Origin of the sequence: Stenotrophomonas sp. PS02289, from assembly GCF_029960115.1 — a bacterium.
In the GTDB taxonomy this organism is placed as follows: Bacteria; Pseudomonadota; Gammaproteobacteria; order Xanthomonadales; family Xanthomonadaceae; genus Stenotrophomonas.
Window position 1 is genome coordinate 1 of sequence record NZ_JASCOZ010000064.1, and the last position, 23,223, is coordinate 23,223.

Here is a 23,223-nt window from a genome sequence, read left to right on the forward strand (position 1 = left end):
ATGGCCGCCGACGCACTGTCGATGGCGGCTCGGGATGGGCTGGAGGGGGCGTGAGCCGCATGGATGCGGCGATCGAGCTTACATGGACGTACTTGCAGCGTCCCCCGGAACGCCCGTCCCGAGCCGCCAACCCAGAGGACGGGTGACCACCGGCTGTTCGCCCAAATCCAACAGCAAGCCGGGCAGAGCCCGGCTCTACGTAGACCACGCAATTGCCGCAACCGGTTACGGCAGCGCCACAACCTCACGCGGCAGCGTCGCCGCTCCACCGAGCTTCAGGAACTGCGCGAGATCGCGCGGGGTGAGCGGGCGCGAATACAGATAGCCCTGGATTTCGTCGCATCCCTGGCGGCGCAGCAGAGCTTCTTCCTGCTCAGTCTCCACGCCTTCGGCGACCACTTTCATGCCCAGCGCATGGCCCAGGTGCACGATCGCCTGGGTGACTTCGGCCGTGCCGGCATCGTGGAGCATGCCCTGCACGAAACTGCGGTCGATCTTCAGGCGACCCACCGGGAAGCGGTTCAGGTAGTGCAGGTTGGAGAAGCCCGTACCGAAGTCATCCACCGCCAACGGCACCCCGTGCCGTTCCAGCACGTCGAAGCAATCACGCAGCACGTCCGTATCGCGGATAAGGGCCGACTCGGTAAGCTCCAGCTCCAGCCGGCTCGGCGGCCAGCCATGCGCGTGGCAGATCTCGATCACCCGTTCGGCAAAGCCGCGGTCACGCAGCTGTACCGCCGAAACGTTGACCGCGATGCGCTCGAACTGAAGCCCGGCCCGATCCCAGGCCGCCGCCTGGCGGCAGGCCTCGGTCAGCACCCAATCGCCAATCCGGACGATTTCACCGCATTTTTCCGCGATCGGAATGAACTCGGCCGGACTGCAGTAGCCGATGCCCGGACGGTGCCAGCGCAACAGCGCTTCAATCGCCGGCGGCTGGTCATGGGCTGCATGCATCAGCGGCTGGTAGGCCAGGCTGAATTCTTCGCGCTCGATCGCGCCCAGCAACGCATGCTCGATCTCCAGCTTGCGCTGGATCCGCGCCAGCGCATCCTGGCTGTAATACTGGTAGGTGTTGCGCCCGGCTTCCTTGGCGGCATACATCGCCGCGTCGGCCGCGCGCAGCAGCGAATCGAAGTCGTTGCGGGTGTCGTCCAGCATGGCAATGCCGACGCTGGCACCCACCTTCAGGGTGATGTCACCCCGCTGCAGCGGTTCGGCAAGCGAGGCGATCAGCTTGCGCGCCACATGCCCCGCATCTTCCGGGTCGGCCAGGTCACGCAGCACCACGATGAACTCGTCTCCGCTGAAACGCCCGAACAGATCCGCGTTGCGCAGGACCTGATGCAGACGCGCCGCTGCGGCCTTCAGCAGGGTATCGCCGGTGGCGTGGCCGAAGGTGTCGTTGATCGTCTTGAAGCCATCGAGATCGATGAAGAGCATCGCCAGCGACGCATTGCGATCACGCGCCTCTTCAATCGCCTCGGCGGTCTGCTCGCGCAGCAGCATGCGGTTCGGCAGGCCGGTCAGCAGGTCATAGTGCGCCAGCAGCTCGATCCGCTCGTTGGCTTCACGTTCGCGGGTGATGTCACGGAACAGCACGACAAAGCGCGTGGGCAGGCCATCGCGGTGGTCCAGCTCGATCAACACCTGCACCCAGATGCGCAGGCCGGAATGGCGGTAAAAGCACAGGTCCAGCTGTTCGGGCAGCCCGCCGTCGGCAATGCGCGCCAGCGCCGCCTCGAAGCTGTCACGCGAGTCCTGGGTGTACAGCGCAAGCGCCTGGTCGAGGGTGATCGGCTCCTTGCGCAGGCCGTGAATGCGGTAGCACTCCTCGGTCCACTGCATGTTGCGCGTGCCCACCTCGATCTCGCAGCCGCCAATGCGGCCGAGCGCGGAGACCCGGTTGAGCAGCTCGGTGCGCCAGCGGATCAGTGCGTCGGTCTGGTGCTGTTCGGTCACGTTCTGGACCTGCCCGAGCAGGCGCTGCATGCGGCCATCAGCACGCAGCAACGGCTGCATCCACAGGCGCAGATACAACACGCCCTCGCTTCCGCGCGGGAGCTCCAGATCCAGCGTGGCCGGCTTGCCGTCGCGCAGCAGGCGCCGCCAGGCGCGCTGCAGCTCGGTGCGCGAAGCCGGTGCCAGCAATCGCAACCAGTGCCTGCGGCTGCCCGGGGCATGGCTCACGCCCAGCAGCGCCAGCAACTCCGGCGACCACCAGAACTGCCGGCCGTCCGGGTCCCACGACCAGCTGCCCATGCTGGCGATCCGCTGCGCCTCGCGCAGGTGCAACTGCTGCTCCAGCAGCTGCGCTTCCATTTCCTTCTGGGCCTGGATGTCGGTATGCGTGCCCACCATCCGCAATGGCTGGCCATCCACCGTGCGCGCCACCACCCGGCCACGGTCCAGCACCCAGCGCCAGTCGCCCTCCGGGTGACGGATGCGGTACTGCGCGGTGTAGACCTCGCCCTCGCCGCGCAGGTGCGCGTTCAACGCGCTGCGCACGGCCAGTTGATCGTCCGGGTGAACCTGGGAAAGCAGCGCACTGCCCTCCCCGGCTGGGGCCGCCTCGTCCGCCTGACGCGGCACGTCGTCCCAGCGACGCGAACGCGTCACCGCGTCGCGCGGCAGGTCCCAGTCCCACAGACCATGGCCAGCATGGTCCAGGGCCAGCTCCCAGCGACTGCCGGCATAGGCCGCCACTGGCTCGGGCACGCTCAGGGTAAATGCCAGCAGATGCCCGTCGGGATCGTGCACGGCACGCAGCCAACCGTCGAAGCGGCCGCGAGGACCACCGGGCAGCTGGCACGGCACCAGTCCGCCATCGGCTGCCAGCAGGCGCAGCGATTCCAGCAACTCACCGTAGGCGGCCACGGTCGCCGGCAGCCCATGCTCGCGCGCGACCGGATTGGCCGCGAGCGGGCGCCCGGTCCGGTCGAGGATGACCAGGGCCGAGGCCAGGGGGTGCTGCAGCAGACTCGCGATAATCCCTTGGTCCACGCGGTAAGACTCCGAAATGCGCACCCGACAGCCGGGAACGTAACCGTTAGCGGCGGCCCGGGCCGATAGTTGAGTGCCATGTGCGTGCCGACCCACTACTATCTATGTACTGCCTTGCCCAACCCTGGTTGCCCTGCCGCCCATGACCGACGCCCCGTCTGGCTCGCCCCCACCGTCCGCGCACGACCGCCCGCTGGCACGTGCGCTGCGGCGCGACCGCTGGCGCGTGGTCCTGGGCTATCTGGTGCTGGCGCTGGTCTGGATCCTGACCAGCGACGCGACCGTGCAGATGCTGGCGATGGACCCGGGCACGGCGGCCCGTTGGCAGACCGCCAAGGGCGCGTTCTTCGTCATTGCCAGCGCGGCCGTGATCTACCTGCTGCTGCGGCCCCTGGCCCACCACGTGCTGGATGCGCAGGCCCGGCTGGAACAGTCGGCGCTGCGTCACCGCCAGCTGTTCGAGGACAACCCCGGCCCGATCCTGGTGTATGACCTGGAGACGCTGGAGGTGCTGGACGTGAATCCGGCGGCCTGCACGCTGTTTGGCTGGAGCCGCGACGAGTTCCTCGCGTTGCCGATGACCGCGCTGTGGCCACCCGGCGACGAAGCCACCATGAACGCCAAGCTGGATCAGATCCGCTCGCAGCCCGAGCAGCTCTGCGTAATCACCGCGGACCTGGTGCTGAAGGACGGCAGTCCGCGTCGCATGGAGATGCGCAGCAATTATCTGGACTATGACGGCCGCCCGGCCCGACTGCTGATCGCGATCGACCGCACCCGCGAGGACCAGGCCCTGCGCCGCCGCGACCAGGCTCTGGCACGCGTCGAGGAAGCCCACGAAATGGCCCGCATCGGTGCCTGGGAGGTCGACCCGGCCACGGGCCTGGGGCGTTTCGCCGACCAGGTGTACCACCTGCTGGGCCGCCGCCCGCCCGGGGCCCGGCGCTGGCACCGGTTCGAGGAACTGCTGGTACCGGCCGACTCCTCCACCGCCGCACTGAGCGAGCAGTTGCTGCAGGACATGCGCGGCGAGCAGGTGCAGATCGATGTGCTGCTGCCGCTGTTGGCGATGGACGGGCGCGCCTTGATGGTGCATCTGCGCGCCGAGAGCGGCACCGACGACGCCGGACGGCCACGGGTGCTGGGCACGCTGCAGGACGTGACCGAGCGTGAGCAATCGCGACGCCTGCTGCGCGAACGCGAGGAGCAGTTCCGCGAGCTGGTGCGGGTGCTGCCCGATGGCGTGGTGATTCTGTCCGACGAACACGTGCTGTATGCGAACGCCTGCGCTGCAGCGCAGTTCGGCTACGGCCAGCACACGCTGCTCGGCGAACCGCTGTCGGCGCTGGTGGAAGCCCGCCACCTGGCCCGGGTCCGCGCGCAGCTGTTTGCCACCATCCCCCTGCCCGGCACCGGAGCCGGTGAAGTGATCGGCATGCGTAGGCTTGACGGCCACTGTTTCCAGGCCGGCCTGGCCGTGGGTGACGTGCGCTATGGTGGCCGCAACTGCAAACTGCTGATCGTGCGCGACCTGACCGAGCCCGAGCGCATCCGGCAGGCACTGGAAACCAGCAACGGTGAGCTGCAGGCCATGGCCGGACGCCTGTTCTCGCTGCAGGAAGACGAACGCCGGGCCATTTCCCGCGATCTGCACGACGACATCGGGCAGGCGATCACCGCGATGAAACTGTCCGCCTTCGCCGCCCGCGACGAGGAAGACGCGCAGCGGCGCGGCGAGGACCTGCAGCAGATCATTCACCTGGCCGATGCCACCGTCGCCAAGGTACGTGACATCTCCACCCTGCTGCGTCCGCCGCAGCTGGACGCACTGGGACTCGAAGCCGCACTGCGCTGGCAGGCCGGAATGCTGTTCCGCTCTGGCAGCATCGAGCTGCTGGCTGACATCCAGACACTGCCGCGCCGGCCCCAGAACGACATCGAACAAGCCTGCTTCCGTATTGCCCAGGAAAGCCTGACCAACGTGCTGCGGCATGCGCGCGCCAGCCAGGTCCACCTGCAGCTGCACGACGTGGAAGATCAGGACCTGCATCTGCAGGTCCGCGACGACGGCGAAGGATTTGATCCGGACGGTCCGCGCGGGCTGGGTCTGATCGTGATGCGCGAACGCGCACAAAGCGTGGGCGGCACCTTGAAGATCGAGTCGGCCCCCGGTGCCGGCACCCTGATCGACCTTTACCTGCCCTACCGCAGCAGCGGTATGGCCACTTCTGAATCACTGGAACACTGAGTCATGTGGAACCCTTCCCTGCCCCTGGTCAGCATCGAGGACGCCCCCGCGCGCCTGGGCGCAGGCAACCCCGAACTGCAGGCCATGGTGCACGAGGCGGCCTCCGGTGGCACGCCGCTGATGCTCATGCACGTGGACATCGACCACTTCGCCTCGGTCAACGAGAACATGAGCGCGGAAGTCGGCGACCAGGCATTGGTACTGATCGCCCAGCGCCTGCAGCACCACCTGCGCGGCCGCGGCAAGCTGTGGCGGCACGGCAGCGATGAGTTCCTCATTGCCGTACCACGCACCGGCGACCTGCCGTTACCGGACGACCTCGCCGAGGAGATCCGCCAGCAGCTGGAACTGCCGCTGTCGGTACTGCCGTATACACTGTTCATGACCGGCAAACTCGGCGTCAGCCTGTGCCCGGAACACGCCAGTGAACCCTCACGACTGCTGGACCACGCCGAGGACGCGCTTCACCAGGCCGCACGTGAAGGCGGCAACGCCGTGCGCATCCATGCGGTGAACACGCCCTCCAGCGCGCACAGCGAGAGCATCATCGCGCGACAGATCGTCGATGCCATTCCCAACGGCGAGCTGAAACTGCGCTACCAGCCCCTGGTCAGTGCACGCGATGGCCACGTGGTGGGCATGGAGGCGTTGCTGCGCTGGCAGTCGCCCACCCTGGGCATGCTGGTGCCGGAGCGCTTCATGCGCACGGCCGAGCGGCTGGGCATCATCGTGCAGATCGGGACCTGGGTGCTGGAAGGCGCGCTGAAGCAGGCGCGGCAGTGGCGCGACCAGGGCTTCGATGACTTCACCATTGCCGTGAATGTCTCCACCCTGCAGCTGCTGCGGCCAAACTTCTTCGCCGAGGTGATGGCGATGATGCAGACGCTGGGGGTGCCAGCGCACATGCTGACCCTGGAGATCAACGAAAGCGCACTCACCAACAACGTGAATTTCGTTCACGAAACCCTGGTGAACCTGCGCAACGAAGGCATCAGCCTGAGCCTGGACAACTTCGGCACCGGCGATTCCAGCCTGAGCGCACTGGTGCGCTATCCGGTGGACAAGCTGAAGATCGACCGGAGCTTCATCAAGAGCGCACCAGCGGGCAACCGCGAAGCGGCCATTGCGCGCGCCATCATCGCGATGGGCCACCAGCTGGGCATGACGGTGATCGCCAACGGGGTGGAGTCGCAGGCGCAACTGGGCTTCCTGCGTCGGAATGACTGCGATGTGTTCCAGGGTTACCTGTTTGGCGAGCCGATGTCGGCTGACGCAGCCGGCATGACCCTGCGCCGTCGCTACCTGCGCCCGGAGGCATTCGCGGAAACCCGCCCGGACCGCACCCTGCTGCTGCTGGACGACGAGGAAAACGTGCTCCGTTCGCTGGTGCGCCTGTTCCGCCGCGACGGCTACCGCATCCTGGCGGCGGGCAACGTCCGCGATGCCTTCGACCTGCTGGCGATCAACGACGTGCAGGTGATTCTGTCCGACCAGCGCATGAGCGACATGAGCGGCACCGAGTTCCTGGGCCGGGTCAAGATGCTCTACCCCGACACCATCCGCCTGGTGCTCTCCGGCTACACCGACCTCAACACCGTCACCGACGCGATCAACCGCGGTGCGATCTACCGCTTCCTGACCAAGCCCTGGAACGACGACGAACTGCGCAAGCACATCCACCAGGCCTTCCGCACCCACGAAGAACAACGCCGCGCCAATACCGCGCCGCCGGTAGCGACTGAAGACGAGTCTTGATTGCCGGCTCAACGGCGACGTTGATCCGGGGTCATGCGTTAACGAATGTTGGGGATTTCACGGCCGTCGTCTGTCGACCGACGCTACCAGTTCCACATATCGCGATGAATCCAACGCGTACGGGAACTCGCTTTTGACCTTCGGTGGCCACCGGCCCACTGTCGTGGCGGATCGGGGTGGGCTGGAGGGGGCGTGAGCCGCATGGATGCGGCGATCGAGGCTACATGGACGTACTTGCGCCGTCCCCCGGAACGCCTGCCCCGACCCGCCAACACACGTAACCGATGATCACCGGCTGTTCGCCCAAAACCAACAGCAGCCGGGCAGAGCCCGGCGACGCGCGATGCCCGCAATCGCGGCTGTTGGCGCAGTCCTTACCGCGGCTGCTTGATCGGCAGCACCAGGCGGAACTTCGAACCCACGCCTGGGGTGCTGTCCAGGTCGATGCGGCCGTGGTGCTTGTTGATGATGCTGTAGGAGATCGACAGGCCCAGGCCGGTGCCGCTGCCGACCGGCTTGGTGGTGAAGAAGGGGTCGAAGATGCGCTGGCGCAGCTCCGGCGAGATGCCGCCGCCGGTGTCTTCGAACTCCACCCAGACCGTCTCGCCCTCCACGCCCGTGCGCACCGTGATCGTGCCCCGTTCCGCAATCGCGTGGCCCGCGTTGAGCAGCAGGTTCATGTACACCTGGTTCAACTCCGATGGCAGGCATTCCACCAGCGGCAGCTGCCCGAACTCGCGCTTCAGGTCGACCTTGTACTTCAACTCGTTCCAGATGATGTTGATCGTCGATTCCAGGCCCGCATGCAGGTCCACCAGCTTCCACGACTCATCACGGCCCGAGTACGAGAAGTCTTTCAGGTCACGGACAATCCGGGTCACCCGCTCGATGCCCTCGCGCGATTCCGCCATCAACTGCGGCAGGTCACGGCTGATGAAGTCGATGTCGAACCGGTTGCGGATGTCGTCGATTTCCGGAATCAGCGCCTTCGGGTCCGGTGCGCGCAAGGCCCGCTCGTAGGCCTCGATCACAGTGAACAGACTGCGCAGGTATTCCTGCAGGCTGCCCAGGTTCGAGTGCACATAGCCGATCGGGTTGTTGATTTCATGCGCCACACCGGCCGCCAACTGGCCGATCGATGCCATTTTTTCCGACTGCAGCAGCTTTTCCTGCGTGCCGTTCAGGCGCAGATACGCCTGACGCAGCTCCGCGTGGCGCTGCTGCAGTTCGCGTTCGTAGTCTTCCTGGCCCTCGATCCGGCGGAACAAGGCCAGATAGTGGCGCTGGCCGGCATCGTCGTGCTGGTAGACGTGGGCGATCACCATCCGCTCGCCCACCGGCAGGCTGCCGTTCCAGTGACCATGGGTGCGCGCATGCTCCAGCGCGTCCGGCGGCAACAACTGGCGCAACCAGTGCGCCGGATTCAAGCCCGCTTCGCGCTCGGCCGGTGCCAGCATCCCGCGCACCGCGGCGTTGGCCAGCGCAATGCTGCCGTCTTCGCGGAACAGCAGCACGCCTTCGTTGATCTGCTCGAAAAGGGCCAGCAGCACCGGCTGCGGCGGCAGGGCCGCGGTGACGAACGTATTGGGTGTAGGCACGGTCAGTGGGGGCAGTCGAATCCGACGCCCAATATAACCGTGTTCAGAAGTGGCGGGTGTCGCGCACCCGCAGGCGATCAGGCAACAGCCAGCGGGCGGCGCGTGTGCAGCGTGTTGGACTGGCCCTTGGCGTCGTAGGCCGAGGACTCCTCGCTGCGGCCCAGCTGACGCAGCGCCCAGTTGACCTCGCGACGGCGGCGCGACAGCAGCACGCCGTTGGCGCGGTTGCGCTCGGCCAGCTCCTGTAACCGGGCCGCCTGGCCCTGCGGGGGCGTGCCTTCCAGGACCCGCAGCGCGTCCAGCTTGGCGCTGGTGGCGCGGATCAGGGCTTGTACATCATGGTCCACCAATGCCTGGCGCTCGACGTCCAAGGCATCGCTCAGGCGCTGCAATGGGTCGCTCATCGCCGGTTTCATCCCTGCAGCTGCTGGTCCAGCTCGAGCATGCGCGAGGCGATGGCATCGGGGTTGATCTTGTAGGTGCCGTTCTGCAGCGACTCGCGCACGGCCTGCACGCGGTTCGCGTCGATGGCCGGGGCGGTGCTCAGTTCGCGCTGCAGCGCCTGCAGGCTGGTGGCTTCACCGGTCAGCTTCAGGCTGGCGGCGGCATCCACCGGGCGCGCCGGGGAATCGGTGCTGACGCTGGGCTTGTTGCCCGGCGCAATGCTGCGCAGATGGGCGGTGGCCTGCAGGTTGCCGTCGATTTTCTGGCTCATGGGTTTGTCCTGGGGAATTGCGTTCACAAGGGATAACGGCACGGGGACCGCCATCTTTAGGGGCTTTTGCGGTTTTTTTCCACTTTCGGCCCCGGATTCAGAATTCTGCTCATCGCGTCACAAAAACGTCGCCACTGGCCGCAACGGTACCCTGCACGATCTTGCGTGAAGACAGGTTCTCGACGGAGACCCGTTCATTTTCACCCGCGTCGGCCAGCGCCTTGCCCGCCACCCGGACCTCGACCCCGCCCCGTCGCGACACCAACGAGACGCTGTCGCCGCGGCGGATCAGCCGCTGCGCCACCAGATCGTTGGCCGACAGCAGGCTGCCGGCCGCCAGCGTGCGCCGCGCGACCCGGCCGACGGCCGCGGCCGGATCGGCCAGGGCCGCACCGGCAATCCGGGCGGCGTCACGCTGCGCAGTGGTGATATCGGCCACGCCGATCGTTTCTCCAGCGGCAATGCCGCGATTGAGAATGAGCACGGTCTGGTTCCGCCGCACCTTGACCGGTACGAACAGCCGCCAGCCGCCGGCGTCGGGGCAACTGACCTCCACCGTGCTGGTGGCGGTCGGCTGCGCGACCAGCGCCTGACCGCACGCCGGCAGGCGCAGGGCGGAATCGAGCGTGGTCTCGCCCTCGCTGCCGGCCGGCAGCGTTGACAGTGCAGCGGCGCGGATCGCCTCCACCGGCTGCCAGGCACCGGCGGCGAAGGCCGGGGCAACAGCAGCGCTGGTCAGGGCGAGCAGGACCGTAATAACAAGAGTACGCATGGCGACTCCACGTGAAAGGCACATGGCCGTCTCCATGCAAGCGCCGTGCCGCAATCCACGCTCAAGGGATCGCCGGGCACGCCGATACACCCTCCATGTCACATGACCTGCTCAATCGCATCGACCAGCGGACGCGTCTGGCTGGCCACAACCGCCTCGCCCTGCTGCTGTTCCGCCTGGGCGGACGTCAGCTTTTTGGCGTGAACGTCTTCAAGGTGCAGGAAGTCCTGCGCCGGCCGGACCTGTTCCAGGTTCCGGGCCTGCCGACCCAGTTCGCCGGCGTCGCCGACGTCCGCGGCCGCTCGGTGCCGGTGCTCGATCTGGGTCTGGCCATCGGCCACCCGGAGCGCGAGCCGGATGCCGACAAATCCCCGGGCTATCTGGTGGTGACCGAGTTCAACCGGTCCATCCAGGGCTTTCTGGTCAGCGGCGTGGAGCGGATCGTCAACATCGCCGTGGAAGACATCCACCCGCCGCCGGAACTGGGCGCTGAATCCAGCTACCTGACCGCCGTGACGCGCTTCCAGGGCGAGCTGATCCAGGTCATCGACGTGGAAAGCGTGCTGGCCGACATCGCCCAGGTCCGTGGCGAAGCGGTGCTGGACCCCTCGATGGCACTGCCGGCCGATGCGCCGCAGCTGCAGGTCCTGGTGGTGGACGACTCCCGTGTCGCCCGCCAGCAGATCCGCAGCGTGCTCGACCAGCTGGGCGTGGGAGCCACCCTGCTCTCGGACGGCAAGCAGGCGCTGGACCACCTCCTGCAGATCCACGCCTCGGGCGAAAACCCGGCCGAGCGCTACGCCATGGTCATCTCCGATATCGAGATGCCGGCCATGGACGGCTACACCCTGACGACGGAAATCCGTCGCCACCCGGGCCTGGCCGGCCTGTACGTCCTGCTTCACACCTCGCTGTCGGGCGTATTCAACAACGCCATGGTCGAGCGCGTCGGGGCCAACGCCTTCGTCGCCAAGTACTCGGCCCACGAACTGGCCGATCTGGTCCTGGACCGCCTGCGCAAGGTCGCGTTGGCCGCCTGACCCCCGCAGCCGGGCAGAGCCCGGCTCTACACCGCGTCCGGTGAGGAACCGCGCGACCAATATCCGCCGCCGGCGGATATTGGCACAGGCCTTGCACCACTCCCCGCAACATCCCGTGGGAGTGCGTCATGCCCAACTTGATTTCCGACTATCTGGGGGTCCATGCCCAGGCCATGCCGTTGCGCGAGCAGCGGATGAAGCTCATTGCCAGCAACCTGAGCAATGCCGATACGCCGGGGTACAAGGCCCAGGACCTGGATTTCGATGCCGCCCTGCGCAACGCCCAGGGGCTGGACAGCAATGGCCTGATGCAGGCCACCAATGAACAGCACTTCCTCACCGGCAACGGGCTCAACCCGTTCCAGATCACCAAGGAAGGCGTGCAGCCCAGCCTGGACGGCAACACCGTCGACCCGGATACCGAGCGTGCCGCCTATGGCCGCGCCGCGCTGGAGTACCGCGCGTCGCTGAGCTTCGTCGAATCCAAGGTGCGCTCCATGCTCACCGCGATCACGGGGCAATAAGCCATGAGCAACCTGCCCATCTTCGATATTGCCGGCTCCGCGCTGCAGGCGCAGTCCGTGCGCATGAGCACGCTGGCCTCCAACCTGTCCAACGCCGACTCCATCACCGGCTCGGCTGACACCGTCTACAAGCCGCTCGAACCGATCTTCCAGGCCGTCACCAGCCGCACCGACCCGAACATCACCACGGTGCAGGTCAAGGAGATCAGCCAGAGCGACGCCGCGCCGATCAAGCGCTACGAACCCGGCCACCCGCTGGCCGATGCCGACGGCTACATCTACCAGCCCGACGTCGACCCGGTCGCGCAGATGGTCAACCTCATCTCCACCTCGCGCAATTACCAGGCAGGCGTGGAGATGCTGACCACCGCCAAGGAACTGGCACTGGCCACCCTGACCATGGGTCGCTGACCCTTCTTTCTGCAGGACACTCCGTCATGAGCACCACCAGCGGCGTCAGCAACACCGACATCTACAGCGCACTGGGCCTGACCGCGCCCAACAGCGACACCACCAAGAAGAAAGACACGCTCGACCAGGCCGACTTCATGCGCCTGATGACCGAGCAGCTGCAACACCAGGATCCGCTCAAGCCGATGGACAACACCCAGATGGTGGCGCAGATGGCGCAGCTGTCGCAGGTGCAGGGCATCAATGACCTGAACACCACGGTCAAGGGCTTCCAGGAAGCCATGGCTGGCGACCAGGTGCTGAGAGGCGCGGCGCTGGTGGGTCACGAGGTGCTGGTGCCGTCCACCCAGTGGCAGCTGGAAAGCGAGGGTGAGGTCAGCGGCATGGTCGCCGCCCCCGGTGCCGGCTATGTCACGGTCGACGTCACCGACGCCAACGGCCTGAAGGTCACCCAGCTCAGCGTGGAAGCCAAGGCCTCGGGCGAAGTGACCTTCGACTGGGACGGCAAAGACGCCAATGGCAACCGCCTGGATCCCGGCAAGTACACCCTCACCGCGACCCACACCGATACCAGCGGCACCCAGACCAAGCTGAGCACCTACGTGGAAGCGCCGGTGGAGAGCGTCACCGTGGGTTCCGATGGGCTGTACCTGAACCTCAAGGGGCTGGGCACCGCCCCGCTCGATTACGTGCTGCGCGTCAGCTGATCCCCCCGTACCGCATTCGAAGGAGAACGCCATGGGCTTCAACATCTCGCTGTCCGGCATCAATGCCGCCAACGCCGACCTCAACGTCACCGCCAACAACATCGCCAACGTCAACACCACCGGCTTCAAGGAATCCCGCTCGGAGTTCGCCGACCTGTTCTCGGCCACCAGCTACGGCTTGTCCAAGAACGCCGTCGGTTCGGGCGTGCGCCTGAGCAACGTCGCCCAGCAGTTCTCGCAGGGCAACAACGAGCAGACCGGTCGCAGCCTGGACATGGCGATCTCCGGTGAGGGCTTCTTCACCATGAGCATGAACGGTGCCCGCGTGTACTCGCGCGCCGGCAACTTCCAGACCGACCAGGCCGGCTACGTGGTCAACCCGCAGGGCGCGCGTCTGCAGGTGTTCGCACCGAATGCCGACGGCACCAGCTTCGACGCCGGCCGCCTGACCGACCTGCAGCTGCTCACCACCGACAGCCCGCCCAAGCAGACGGCGCTGGTCAACACCGCCTTCACCCTGCCGGCGAACGCATCGCAGCCCACCATCGTCGCGTTCGATCCGACCAACTCCAACAGCTACAACCACTCCACCGGTGGCATCACCGTGTACGACTCGCTGGGCGTGAGCCACACCCAGACCTCGTACTTCGTGAAGACTGCCAATCCGAACGAATGGCAGGTCTACAACTACGTCGACGGCCAGGCCGCCGGTGCACCGACCACGCTGAGCTTCAACAACGCGGGCGCACTGACCCAGCCGGCCAACGGCCAGATCGTGATGGACCCGTTCACCCCGACCACCGGTGCCGGCACCCTGTCGATGACCCTCGATGTGAGCGGCTCCACCCAGTACGGCGAGAAGTTCGCACTGCGCAACACCCAGCAGGACGGCTATGCCGCGGGCAAGCTCAATGAAATCACCGTCAGCGAAGAAGGCATCGTGTTTGCCCGCTACTCCAACGGCGACGACAAGCCGCTGGGCCAGGTCGCACTGACCACCTTCAACAACAACCAGGGTCTGGAAGCCAAGGGCAACAACCTGTGGGTGGAAACCTTCAGCTCGGGCACGCCGCGCACCGGCGCACCGGACAGCTCCAACCTGGGCCAGATCCAGGCCGGTTCGCTGGAAGCGTCCACCGTCGACCTGACCGAGCAGCTGGTCAACATGATCACCGCACAGCGCAACTTCCAGGCCAACTCGCAGATGGTCTCGACGATGGACCAGATCACCCAGACCATCATCAACATCCGTTGATGAGCTGCTGATAGACCCACGGAGCCACCCCGATGGACAAGGCACTCTACGTTGCGATGACCGGCGCCCGCGCCTCCCTGCAGGCGCAGGGCACGCTGTCGCACAACCTGGCCAACACCGATACGCCTGGATTCAAGGAAGCCCTCGCCAACACCGAGGCCTTCCCGATCAAGGGCGACGGCTACGCCTCGCGCGTGGATGCCCTGCACGTCGACGCCGGCTTCAACCGGCGCCAGGGTGCGCAGCAGATCACCGGCAATCCGCTGGATCTGTCGCTGCAGGCCGGCAACTGGCTGGCCGTGCAGGCTCCGCAGGGCGGTGGTGAGGCGTACACGCGCGGTGCGGCGCTGTCGATCACGCCCAATGGCCAGCTGGTGACCGCCGGTGGCCATGCGGTGCTGGACGAGAACGGTGCCCCGATCGCCATTCCGCCGCACCAGGCGATGGACATCGGCAACGACGGCACGATCTCGATCATTCCGCTCGGGGAAGGTCCGCAGACCATGGCCAACATCGGCCGCATCCGCGTTGTGCAGGCCGAGGATGCGCGGCTGGAACGCGGGCTGGACGGCTTGATGCGCAACACCGACCCGCAGCAGCCCTTCGTGCAGGCGCAGGGCAAGTCACTGGAAAGTGGTCAGCTGGAAGGAAGCAATGTCGATGCCGCCGGCGCGCTGGTGCAGATGATCCAGCTGCAGCGGCAGTACGAAATGCAGGTGAAGGTCATCAAACACGGCGATGAAAACGCCCGTAGCGCCAATTCCCTGCTGCGTCTGGGCGGCTGATCGCCGCCGTGACGTTTTTCCGGCGCAGTTCTGGCACGCGCCATGCATCACCCCCGATAACCGCTTGAAAGGAACACCGCCATGAACCAGGCACTGTGGATCGCAAAAACCGGATTGGATGCGCAGCAGACGCGCATGTCGGTGGTCTCCAACAACCTCGCCAATACCAACACCACCGGTTTCAAGCAGGACCGCGCCAGCTTTGAAGACCTGCTGTACCAGCAGGTGCGTCAGCCCGGCGGCTCCTCCTCGGCCCAGACCCAGTTGCCGACCGGCCTGCAGCTCGGTACCGGCGTGCGCGTGGTGGCGACCTCCAAGAACTTCGAGCAGGGCAGCCAGCAGCAAACCGGCCGCGCCCTCGATGTGATGGTCAATGGCCGTGGCTTCTTCGAAGTGCAGATGCCTGACGGTACCTCCGCCTACACCCGCGACGGTTCGTTCCAGCGCAACCAGAACGGCGAACTGGTCACCAACAGCGGTTACCCGGTGCAGCCGGGCATCCAGATTCCGGAAGGCGCGCAGTCTCTGACCATCGGCACCGACGGCACCATCAGCGTGAAGATGGCCGACGACGCCGCCTCGGTCGAGATCGGCGCGCTGACCCTGACCGACTTCGTCAATCCGGCGGGCCTGCAGGCCCGCGGCGAAAACCTGTTCCTCGAAACCACCGCATCCGGCCCCGCTCAGAACGGCAATCCCGGTCTGAACGGCCTCGGCAGCGTGGTCCAGGGTGCACTGGAAGGCAGCAACGTCAACGTGGTCGAAGAGCTGGTGTCGATGATCGAAACCCAGCGCGCCTACGAAATGAACGCCAAGGCCATCTCCACCACCGACGCCATGCTCGGCTACCTCAACACCAACGTCTGACCGGTCTGAACCAGGACTCCGCCATGTCACTGCGCCCTGCCCTCCGCCTGCTGCTGGCCAGCGCCGTCACCGCCCTGCTCGGTGGCTGCGTGATCGCTGGCGATGTCCGTCCCTACCCGGCCATGGCACCCGTCACCCCGGTGATGGCCCCGCAGGTGGCTCCGACCGCCGGCGCGATCTATGCCGCCGGCCCCGGCCTGCAGCTGTATTCGGACCGTCGCGCGCGTGACGTGGGCGACCTGCTGACCATCACCCTGACCGAAAGCACCACGGCCTCGACCACGGCCAACACCAGCACCGACAAGGAATCGAACCTGGCGCTGGGCACGCCGACGATCTTCGGTGCTCCGGTCACCCTGGGTGGCAAGGACATCCTCGGTGCCAGCGCGACCGGTTCGCGTGATTTCACCGGCAAGGGCAGCAGCGCGCAGAGCAATCGTCTGCAGGGCAGCGTCACCGTCACCGTGATCCAGCGCCTGCCGAACGGCAATCTGGTCGTGCAGGGCGCGAAGAACCTGCGGCTGAACCAGGGCGATGAGCTGGTGCAGGTCCAGGGCATCGTGCGCGCCGCCGACATTTCGCCGGACAACACCATTGCATCCAGCCGCGTTGCCGATGCGCGCATCGTCTATGGCGGCCGTGGGCCGGTGGCGCAGTCCAATGCGATGGGTTGGCTGAGCCGGTTCTTCAACTCGGCGCTGACGCCGTTCTGAGGTTGGTATGAAGATTGATTTCGCCAAGGTTTTGCAGCCACGCAGGGCGTGGCTCTACACCGTCGTCGTGATCCTGGGGGTGTTGGGCTTTGCTGCGACTGCTTCGGCGGAGCGCATCAAGGACCTGGCCCAGGTCGGGGGCGTGCGCGGCAACGCGCTGGTGGGCTACGGCCTGGTGGTGGGTCTGGATGGCAGCGGCGACCGCACCAGCCAGGCACCGTTCACCGTGCAGAGCCTGAAAAACCTGCTGGGCGAGCTGGGCGTCAATGTGCCGGCCAACGTGAACCCGCAGCTGAAGAACGTCGCGGCCGTGGCGATTCACGCAGAGCTGCCGCCGTTCGCCAAGCCCGGCCAGCCGATCGACATCACCGTGTCCTCCATCGGCAACGCGGTGTCGCTGCGCGGCGGTTCGCTGCTGATGGCTCCGCTGCGGGGCGCGGATGGCCAGGTCTATGCCATCGCCCAGGGCAACCTCGTGGTGGGCGGCTTCGGCGCACAGGGCAAGGACGGATCGCGGGTCTCGGTGAACGTGCCCAGCGTCGGTCGCATTCCCAACGGTGCCACCGTCGAACGTGCCCTGCCCGACGTGTTCAGCGCGGGCGGTGAAATCACCCTCAACCTGCACCAGAACGATTTCACCACGGTCTCGCGCATGGTCACCGCGCTGAACGCCGCGTTCGGCGAAGGTGCCGCCCGTGCGGTGGATGGCGTCACCGTGGCCGTGCAGTCACCCAGCGATCCGGGCGCGCGCATCGGCATGCTGGCCCGCATCGAGAACCTGGAGCTCACCCCAGGCGCGGCACCGGCCAAGGTGGTGGTCAATTCGCGTACCGGCACCGTGGTCATCGGGGCCCAGGTCCGCGTGGGTGCGGCCGCGATTTCACACGGCTCGCTCACCGTCACCATCAACGAAAACCTCAACGTCAGCCAGCCCAATGCCCTGGCCGGCGGCCAGACCGTGGTGACGCCGCAGTCGACCTTGACCGCGACCGCCGACGGCAGCCGCATGTTCAAGTTCAACGGCGGCACCACGCTCGACGAGATCGTGCACGCGGTCAACGCCGTCGGCGCGGCTCCGGGCGATCTGATCGCCATTCTGGAAGCCCTCAAGCAGGCCGGTGCGCTGAGCGCCGAGCTCGAGGTGATCTGATGCGCATTCAACCAGCACTGGAACTCAATCCCACCCAGCCCAACAGCCCGGCCAAGGTCGACAAGGTTGCGCGGCAGCTGGAAGGTCAGTTCGCGCAGATGCTGGTCAAGAGCATGCGCGATGCCAGCTTCGGCGACTCGCTGCTGCCGGGCGAGAACACCATGTTCCGGGACATGTACGACCAGAAGATCGCCGATGCCATGACCCGCGGTCGTGGCCTGGGTCTGTCGGCGATGATCGCGCGCCAGCTTGGCGGCGGCGAAGCCGACGCCGCCACGCCGGTCGATACCCGTTTGGATCCGAGCGCTGCGCTGCGCGCGTATCGCCTGAACGGTCCTGCGGCTGCGCCGATGGCGTTGCCGACCAGCGAAACCTCGGCGTCCCCTGCCAGCAGCGAAGTCGACCTGCTGCAGCAGTTGAATGGCCAGGATCCCTCGGCCGTGCTGCAGCCCATGGAGCGTGCACTGGACCTGATCGCCGGTCGCGAGACCAGCCAGATGCATGAGGCCATCGGCCGCAGCCAGCCCTACGCTGCCGATAACACCGTGGCGTCGACCGACGACTGGTCGGCGATGGCCGACGACCGCTGGAGCGGCGTCAATGCGCCGGCGCAGGCCAGCTCGGCCGTGGACACCCTGGCCGGCAGCACCGCCGCCGCCCAGCTGGGCGCGCACACCCCGGAAGGCTTCGTCGCCAGTATCTGGGGCCATGCCCAGCAGGCGGCGCGCGAACTCGGCGTGGACGCCAAGGCGCTGGTCGCCCAAGCCGCGCTGGAAACCGGCTGGGGCCGCAAGCTCATCCAGCGCAATGGTGGCGCAGGCAGCTCGCACAACCTGTTCGGGATCAAGGCCACCGGCTGGAGTGGCGAGCGTGCCACCACCGGTACCCACGAATACGTCAACGGTGTTCGCCGTAACGAAACCGCCAGCTTCCGCGCCTACGGCTCGGTCGGCGAGAGCTTCGCCGACTACGTGAAGCTGCTCAAGAACAGCCCGCGCTACCAGAACGCGCTGCAGGCCGGCACCGACGTGCGCGGCTTCGCCCGCGGCCTGCAGCAGGCCGGCTATGCCACCGACCCGTCCTACGCCGCCAAGATCGCCGCGATTGCTGGCGGTCCGACCATCGAGCGCGCCGTGGCCGCCGTGGACGATGCCAGCCAGCGCCTGGGACGCACCTTTGCCAGCACCACCAGCCCGACCGGGCTGGGTGTCATTCGACGTTGAGGTAAGCCATGTCCGTACTCTCCACCGGCACCAGTGCCCTGCTCGCCTTCCAGCGCGCACTGGCCACCACCAGCCACAACGTCGCCAACATCAACACGCCCGGCTACAGCCGGCAGAAGGTGGACTTCACCACCGCCACCCCGCAGAACCTCGGCTATGGTGACGTCGGCAACGGGACGCGCATCAGCGACATCCGCCGTGTGGCCGACCAGCTGGCGATCTCGCGACTGCTCGATGGCAGCGGTGAACTGGCGCGTCTGAAGCAGCTGTCCACGCTCGCGGATCGCGTCGACAGCCTGTTCTCGGACACCGCCACCAATGTATCCGGCGTGTGGTCCAGCTTCTTCGACACGGTCAGCGGGCTGTCGTCCAATGCGTCCGGCACCGCCGACCGCCAGAACATGCTCGATTCGGCCGGCAACCTGGTGCAGCGCTTCAAGCAGCTCAATGAAAACCTCAACAGCCTCAACGAAGAGGTCAACAACGGCATCATTGCCGGCGCGTCCGAAGTCAACCGGCTGGCCGCCGAGATCGCCCAGATCAACGGCGCGATCGGCAGCAACGCCAACAATGCCGCGCCCGACCTGCTCGACCGTCGCGACCAGCTGATCGCCAACCTGATCGGCTACACCGGCGGCACTGCGGTGATGCAGGACGGCGGCTTCATGAACGTCTACACCGCCGGTGGCCAAGCCCTGGTGGTCGGCACCAGCGCGACCAAGGTCACCACGGTCACCGACCCGTACCAGCCCGAGCGCCTGCAGATGGCGCTGGAGACCCAGGGCCAGAAGATCACGCTGGATCCGAAGAACCTGGGCGGCCAGATCGGCGGTCTGCTGGAATTCCGCGAGACCGTGCTGACCCCGACCCAGGCCGAGCTGGGCCGGCTCGCGGTGGGCCTGGCCAGCAGCTTCAATGACACTCATCACAACGGCGTCGACCTGTACGGCCAGATGGGCGCGGACTTCTTCAGCTTCGGCAGTCCGCGCATCACCGGCAATACCGGCAACACCGGCAGCGCCAGCTTCAGCACCGCCTACGGCGACCTGTCCAAACTGGACGGGCAGAACGTCATGCTGCAGTTCAATGGCACCACCTGGCAGGCCACCCGCGCCGACACCGGTGCCGCCATTCCGATGACCGGTACCGGCACCGCCGCCGACCCGCTGGTCATCAACGGCGTCGAACTGGTGATGTCCGGCACCCCGGCCAACAATGACCGCTTCCTGTTGCAGCCGACCGCCGGCGTGGCCGGCAGTCTGTCGGTGGCGATCACCGACACCTCGCGCATTGCTGCCGCCGCCCCGGTCAAGGCCGCTGCAGGGCTGACCAACACCGGCACCGGCAAGGTCAGCGGCGTGGCCGTGACCGACTACACCAACGCCAACCTGCGCAACCCGGCGGCGATCGTGTTCACCAGCGCCACCGAGTACACCATCGATGGCACCGGGCCGTTTACCTATACCGCCGGCGGCACGATCACCGCCAACGGCTGGAGCTTCGTGCTCGACGGGGCCCCGAAGACCGGCGACAGCTTCAACATCACCCCGACCCCGGCCGGCTCCAGCGACAACTCCAACGCGCTGCTGCTGGCCAAGGTCGAAGACGCCAAGGCCTTCAACGACGGCACCGTGACCCTCAACGGCGCGCTGGGCGGACTGACCACCCTGGTTGGTTCGGCGGCACGCGCCGCCGACTACTCGCTGCAGGCGCAGCAGGTGATCACCGACCAGGCGCAGGCCGCGCGTGATTCCATCTCCGGCGTGAATCTGGACGAAGAAGCCGCCGACATGCTTCGCCTGCAGCAGGCCTACCAGGCCGCCTCGCAGCTCATTTCCACTGCTGACACCATGTTCCAGACCATCCTGGGGGCCGTATCGCGATGAACAACCGAATCTCCACCGGGATGATGTTCAACCAGTCCATCAACCTGATGCTGGCCAAGCAGAGCAAAATGAACCACCTCGAACAACAGCTCGCCACCGGCAAGAAGCTGGTCAGCGCCAAGGACGATCCGGTCGCCGCAGGCACCGCGGTCGGCCTGGATCGCGCCGTGGCCGAACTGGAGCGCTTCGAGCGCAACGGCGACGTGGTCCAGAATCGTCTGGGTCTGCAGGAAAACGCGCTGGCCCAGGCCGGCGACATGATGGCGCACATCACCGAGTTGACCATCCAGGCCAACAACCCTGCCCTGTCCTCGTCCGACCTCAAGGCCATCGCCTCGGAGCTGAAGAGCGTGCAGGAAGGCCTGCTGGCGCTGGCCAACAGCACCGACGGCAGCGGTCGCTACCTGTTCGGCGGCACCAATGACGCCGATGCACCCTTCAAGCTGACCAACGGTGTGGTCACCTACAGCGGCGACCAGACCCAGCGTCAGATCGAGGTGGCACCCGACACCTTCGTCAAGGACGTGCTGCCGGGCAGCGAGATCTTCCTGCGCATTCCCACCGGTGACGGCCGCCTGGACGGCAGTGCAGCCGCCGGCAACACCGGCACCGGCGTACTGACCACGTTCGGCCAGCATGCCGCTTCCGGCAGCTGGAACGGGCAAAGCTATACCGTGCGTTTCACCGCTGCGGATACCTACGAAGTGGTCGATTCAACCAACACGGTGGTCCAGACCGGTGCCTTCAAGGCCGGCGAGGACATCACCTTCGAGGGGGTTTCCATGCGCATTGAGGGCGAGCCGGCCGCCGGCGACAGCTTCAGCGTGGGCGCGGCCAGCTCACGCGACATCTTTGCCACGCTGGACGGGTTGATCTCCGCGCTCGACACCGCAGCGGATGATCCGACTGCCGTGGCCCAGCAGCAGAATGTGCTGCAGGGCGCGATCCGTGATGTGGCCCGGGCGTCGGAAAAGTTCATCGATGCGCGTGCCGCCGGCGGTGCCCAGCTGAAGGCGATCGACGATGCCGGCGCACTCCGGGATGCGAATAGCGTCACGTTGAAGACCACCCTGTCGGCCATGCGCGACCTGGATTACGCCGAAGCAATCGGCCAGTACCAGCTCGAGCAGATTTCGCTGCAGGCGGCCCAGACCATCTTCACCCAGATGCAGCAGATGAGTCTGTTCAACGCCATCCGATGATTCCCGCAGGGTGACGCGCCCCCCGCGTCACCACGCCCGAAGCCTTGTGCCACAAGGCTTTCACCGACCATCACCCCGACCCGGGTGATGTTCTTGGCGTTTTTTTCCTCAAGCAATCTCACACCTCGCCGTTATCCCTCCTGCAAGCACTGCGTCCGACCACGACGCAGCTACTGCGTCGTTCCGGGTGCACGCCGCGGCCGGACACTGCCCACAGGAAACAGATACATGGCACAAGTAATCAACACCAACGTAATGTCGCTGAACGCGCAGCGCAATCTGTCGACCAGCGGTTCCAGCCTGGCCACGACGATCCAGCGTCTGTCGTCGGGTCTGCGCATCAACAGCGCCAAGGACGACGCCGCGGGCCTGGCGATTTCGGAGCGTTTCAGCACCCAGATCCGTGGTCTGGACGTGGCCGTGCGCAATGCCAACGACGGCATCTCGCTGGCCCAGACCGCCGAAGGCGCGATGGTCGAAATCGGCAACAACCTGCAGCGTATTCGTGAGCTGTCGGTGCAGTCGGCCAACGCCACCAACTCCGACAGCGACCGTGAAGCGCTGAACTCGGAAGTGAAGCAGCTGGTCTCGGAAATCGACCGCGTCAGCCGCCAGACCAACTTCAACGGCACCAAGCTGCTGGATGGTTCGTTCTCCGGCGCGCTGTTCCAGATCGGTGCAGACTCGGGCCAGACCATCGGCATCAACAGCATCGTCAATTCCAGCACCTCGGAGCTGGGCAACGGCCTGTATGCCGCCAAGCAGACCTCGACGGCCGCCGCCATGACCGGCACCGCCACTGCTGCGGGCACCGTCACCGACATGGAAATCAATGGCATCGCCATTGCCGACATCGACGTGGCCATTGGTGACAAGGCAGCCGATGTCAGCAAGAAGCTGGTCAATGCCATCAACGACAAGATGGACCAGACCGGCGTCTACGCCTCGCTGGACAAGGACGGCAAGCTGGAACTGTCCTCGCTGAAGTCGGGCAAGGACTTCGAGTTCACCGCCGCCACCACCGACGCCACCGGCCTGACCATCGCTCTGGCGGGCATTGCCGACGCCGATGCCACGGCCCGTGACACCGTCAGCGGCGTGGACATCTCCTCGGTGGCCGGTGCCCAGAAGGCCCTGTCGATCGTCGACGACGCCCTGAAGTCGGTCAACAGCTCGCGTGCCGACATGGGTGCGATCCAGAACCGCTTCACGTCGACCATCGCCAACCTCAACACCACCTCGGAAAACCTGTCGGCCTCGCGCAGCCGTATCCGCGACACCGACTACGCCAAGGAAACCGCTGAACTGACCCGCACGCAGATCCTGCAGCAGGCCGGTACCGCGATGCTGGCCCAGGCCAACCAGTCGC

At 66.3% G+C, this 23,223-nt stretch carries 20 protein-coding genes; 15 read left to right on the forward strand and 5 right to left on the reverse strand.

The genetic code is table 11. The annotated features are described in order from the left end of the window. Positions 1-225: 225 nt before the first annotated feature. Positions 226-3,003 (reverse strand): bifunctional diguanylate cyclase/phosphodiesterase, encoded by a 2,778-nt coding sequence (locus QMX83_RS10825; protein WP_282296640.1) that lies wholly within the window; start codon positions 3,001-3,003, stop codon positions 226-228. A 142-nt stretch (positions 3,004-3,145) separates the two neighbouring features. On the opposite strand from QMX83_RS10825, the gene QMX83_RS10830 reads away from it, so the two are divergent. Both QMX83_RS10830 and QMX83_RS10835 read left to right on the forward strand, forming a co-directional pair. Continuing rightward, the gene (locus tag QMX83_RS10830) at positions 3,146-5,251 is read left to right on the forward strand and encodes a PAS domain S-box protein (RefSeq protein ID WP_282296641.1); all 2,106 of its coding nucleotides are present in this window, start codon (positions 3,146-3,148) and stop codon (positions 5,249-5,251) included. A gap of 3 nt (positions 5,252-5,254) precedes the next feature. Then, on the forward strand, positions 5,255-7,006 hold the full coding sequence (locus QMX83_RS10835) for an EAL domain-containing protein (RefSeq protein ID WP_282296642.1): 1,752 nt from the start codon (positions 5,255-5,257) through the stop codon (positions 7,004-7,006). A 374-nt stretch (positions 7,007-7,380) separates the two neighbouring features. Here the strand turns inward: QMX83_RS10835 and QMX83_RS10840 are convergent, their stop codons facing one another. The 4 genes from QMX83_RS10840 to flgA form a co-directional block, all read right to left on the reverse strand. After that, complete coding sequence (locus tag QMX83_RS10840; RefSeq protein ID WP_282296658.1) at positions 7,381-8,610, reverse strand: ATP-binding protein; 1,230 nt, start codon at positions 8,608-8,610, stop codon at positions 7,381-7,383. A gap of 71 nt (positions 8,611-8,681) precedes the next feature. Next, positions 8,682-9,020, reverse strand: coding sequence for a flagellar protein FlgN (locus tag QMX83_RS10845; RefSeq protein WP_282296643.1), 339 nt, complete (start codon positions 9,018-9,020; stop codon positions 8,682-8,684). Continuing rightward, a complete protein-coding gene (flgM, locus tag QMX83_RS10850) occupies positions 9,017-9,319 on the reverse strand; it encodes a flagellar biosynthesis anti-sigma factor FlgM (protein WP_282296644.1) in 303 nt (100 codons plus the stop codon). The genes QMX83_RS10845 and flgM overlap by 4 nt, the downstream gene beginning before the upstream one ends. A 109-nt stretch (positions 9,320-9,428) precedes the next feature. Next, positions 9,429-10,091, reverse strand: a complete 663-nt coding sequence (gene flgA, locus QMX83_RS10855; protein ID WP_282296645.1) for a flagellar basal body P-ring formation chaperone FlgA — start codon at positions 10,089-10,091, stop codon at positions 9,429-9,431. Between the two features lie 95 nt (positions 10,092-10,186). On the opposite strand from flgA, the gene QMX83_RS10860 reads away from it, so the two are divergent. The 13 genes from QMX83_RS10860 to QMX83_RS10920 form a co-directional block, all read left to right on the forward strand. Beyond that, on the forward strand, positions 10,187-11,131 hold the full coding sequence (locus tag QMX83_RS10860; RefSeq protein WP_282296646.1) for a chemotaxis protein: 945 nt from the start codon (positions 10,187-10,189) through the stop codon (positions 11,129-11,131). A gap of 128 nt (positions 11,132-11,259) precedes the next feature. Continuing rightward, positions 11,260-11,655 (forward strand): flagellar basal body rod protein FlgB, encoded by a 396-nt coding sequence (gene flgB / locus QMX83_RS10865; RefSeq protein ID WP_282296647.1) that lies wholly within the window; start codon positions 11,260-11,262, stop codon positions 11,653-11,655. Between the two features lie 3 nt (positions 11,656-11,658). Further along, complete coding sequence (gene flgC, locus QMX83_RS10870) at positions 11,659-12,066, forward strand: flagellar basal body rod protein FlgC (protein WP_282296648.1); 408 nt, start codon at positions 11,659-11,661, stop codon at positions 12,064-12,066. 26 nt (positions 12,067-12,092) lie between these two features. Next, complete coding sequence (locus QMX83_RS10875) at positions 12,093-12,773, forward strand: flagellar hook capping FlgD N-terminal domain-containing protein (RefSeq protein ID WP_282296649.1); 681 nt, start codon at positions 12,093-12,095, stop codon at positions 12,771-12,773. Positions 12,774-12,804: 31 nt separating this feature from the next. Further along, entirely contained in the window at positions 12,805-14,028 is a 1,224-nt protein-coding gene (gene flgE, locus QMX83_RS10880; protein WP_282296650.1) for a flagellar hook protein FlgE, read from the forward strand. Positions 14,029-14,060: 32 nt separating this feature from the next. Continuing rightward, positions 14,061-14,813, forward strand: a complete 753-nt coding sequence (locus QMX83_RS10885) for a flagellar basal body rod protein FlgF (protein WP_282296651.1) — start codon at positions 14,061-14,063, stop codon at positions 14,811-14,813. Positions 14,814-14,894: 81 nt separating this feature from the next. Further along, positions 14,895-15,680: a flagellar basal-body rod protein FlgG gene (gene flgG, locus QMX83_RS10890; RefSeq protein WP_125359118.1), complete on the forward strand. Its 786-nt coding sequence runs from the start codon at positions 14,895-14,897 to the stop codon at positions 15,678-15,680. 23 nt (positions 15,681-15,703) lie between these two features. Continuing rightward, positions 15,704-16,393, forward strand: a complete 690-nt coding sequence (gene flgH / locus QMX83_RS10895; RefSeq protein WP_282296652.1) for a flagellar basal body L-ring protein FlgH — start codon at positions 15,704-15,706, stop codon at positions 16,391-16,393. Between the two features lie 7 nt (positions 16,394-16,400). After that, complete coding sequence (locus QMX83_RS10900; protein ID WP_282296653.1) at positions 16,401-17,543, forward strand: flagellar basal body P-ring protein FlgI; 1,143 nt, start codon at positions 16,401-16,403, stop codon at positions 17,541-17,543. Next, positions 17,543-18,766: a flagellar assembly peptidoglycan hydrolase FlgJ gene (flgJ, locus tag QMX83_RS10905; RefSeq protein ID WP_282296654.1), complete on the forward strand. Its 1,224-nt coding sequence runs from the start codon at positions 17,543-17,545 to the stop codon at positions 18,764-18,766. Before QMX83_RS10900 ends, flgJ begins: the two co-directional genes overlap by 1 nt. 8 nt (positions 18,767-18,774) lie before the next feature. Continuing rightward, complete coding sequence (flgK, locus tag QMX83_RS10910) at positions 18,775-20,652, forward strand: flagellar hook-associated protein FlgK (RefSeq protein WP_282296655.1); 1,878 nt, start codon at positions 18,775-18,777, stop codon at positions 20,650-20,652. Continuing rightward, positions 20,649-21,854, forward strand: a complete 1,206-nt coding sequence (flgL, locus tag QMX83_RS10915) for a flagellar hook-associated protein FlgL (protein WP_282296656.1) — start codon at positions 20,649-20,651, stop codon at positions 21,852-21,854. Before flgK ends, flgL begins: the two co-directional genes overlap by 4 nt. Before the next feature lie 228 nt (positions 21,855-22,082). After that, positions 22,083-23,223 (forward strand): flagellin (locus QMX83_RS10920; protein WP_282296657.1); only part of this gene is annotated, 1,141 nt, incomplete at its 3' end.

Coding starts and splice junctions, on each gene's coding strand:
- flgM (WP_282296644.1), bottom strand. CDS start 9,319: ATGAGCCAGAAAATCGACGGCAACCTGCAGGCCACCGCCCATCTGCGC.
- QMX83_RS10830 (WP_282296641.1), top strand. CDS start 3,146: ATGACCGACGCCCCGTCTGGCTCGCCCCCACCGTCCGCGCACGACCGC.
- QMX83_RS10835 (WP_282296642.1), top strand. CDS start 5,255: ATGTGGAACCCTTCCCTGCCCCTGGTCAGCATCGAGGACGCCCCCGCG.
- flgL (WP_282296656.1), top strand. CDS start 20,649: ATGAACAACCGAATCTCCACCGGGATGATGTTCAACCAGTCCATCAAC.
- QMX83_RS10860 (WP_282296646.1), top strand. CDS start 10,187: ATGTCACATGACCTGCTCAATCGCATCGACCAGCGGACGCGTCTGGCT.
- flgA (WP_282296645.1), bottom strand. CDS start 10,091: ATGCGTACTCTTGTTATTACGGTCCTGCTCGCCCTGACCAGCGCTGCT.
- flgE (WP_282296650.1), top strand. CDS start 12,805: ATGGGCTTCAACATCTCGCTGTCCGGCATCAATGCCGCCAACGCCGAC.
- flgC (WP_282296648.1), top strand. CDS start 11,659: ATGAGCAACCTGCCCATCTTCGATATTGCCGGCTCCGCGCTGCAGGCG.
- QMX83_RS10845 (WP_282296643.1), bottom strand. CDS start 9,020: ATGAAACCGGCGATGAGCGACCCATTGCAGCGCCTGAGCGATGCCTTG.
- QMX83_RS10885 (WP_282296651.1), top strand. CDS start 14,061: ATGGACAAGGCACTCTACGTTGCGATGACCGGCGCCCGCGCCTCCCTG.
- QMX83_RS10900 (WP_282296653.1), top strand. CDS start 16,401: ATGAAGATTGATTTCGCCAAGGTTTTGCAGCCACGCAGGGCGTGGCTC.
- flgK (WP_282296655.1), top strand. CDS start 18,775: ATGTCCGTACTCTCCACCGGCACCAGTGCCCTGCTCGCCTTCCAGCGC.
- QMX83_RS10875 (WP_282296649.1), top strand. CDS start 12,093: ATGAGCACCACCAGCGGCGTCAGCAACACCGACATCTACAGCGCACTG.
- flgH (WP_282296652.1), top strand. CDS start 15,704: ATGTCACTGCGCCCTGCCCTCCGCCTGCTGCTGGCCAGCGCCGTCACC.
- flgG (WP_125359118.1), top strand. CDS start 14,895: ATGAACCAGGCACTGTGGATCGCAAAAACCGGATTGGATGCGCAGCAG.
- flgJ (WP_282296654.1), top strand. CDS start 17,543: ATGCGCATTCAACCAGCACTGGAACTCAATCCCACCCAGCCCAACAGC.
- flgB (WP_282296647.1), top strand. CDS start 11,260: ATGCCCAACTTGATTTCCGACTATCTGGGGGTCCATGCCCAGGCCATG.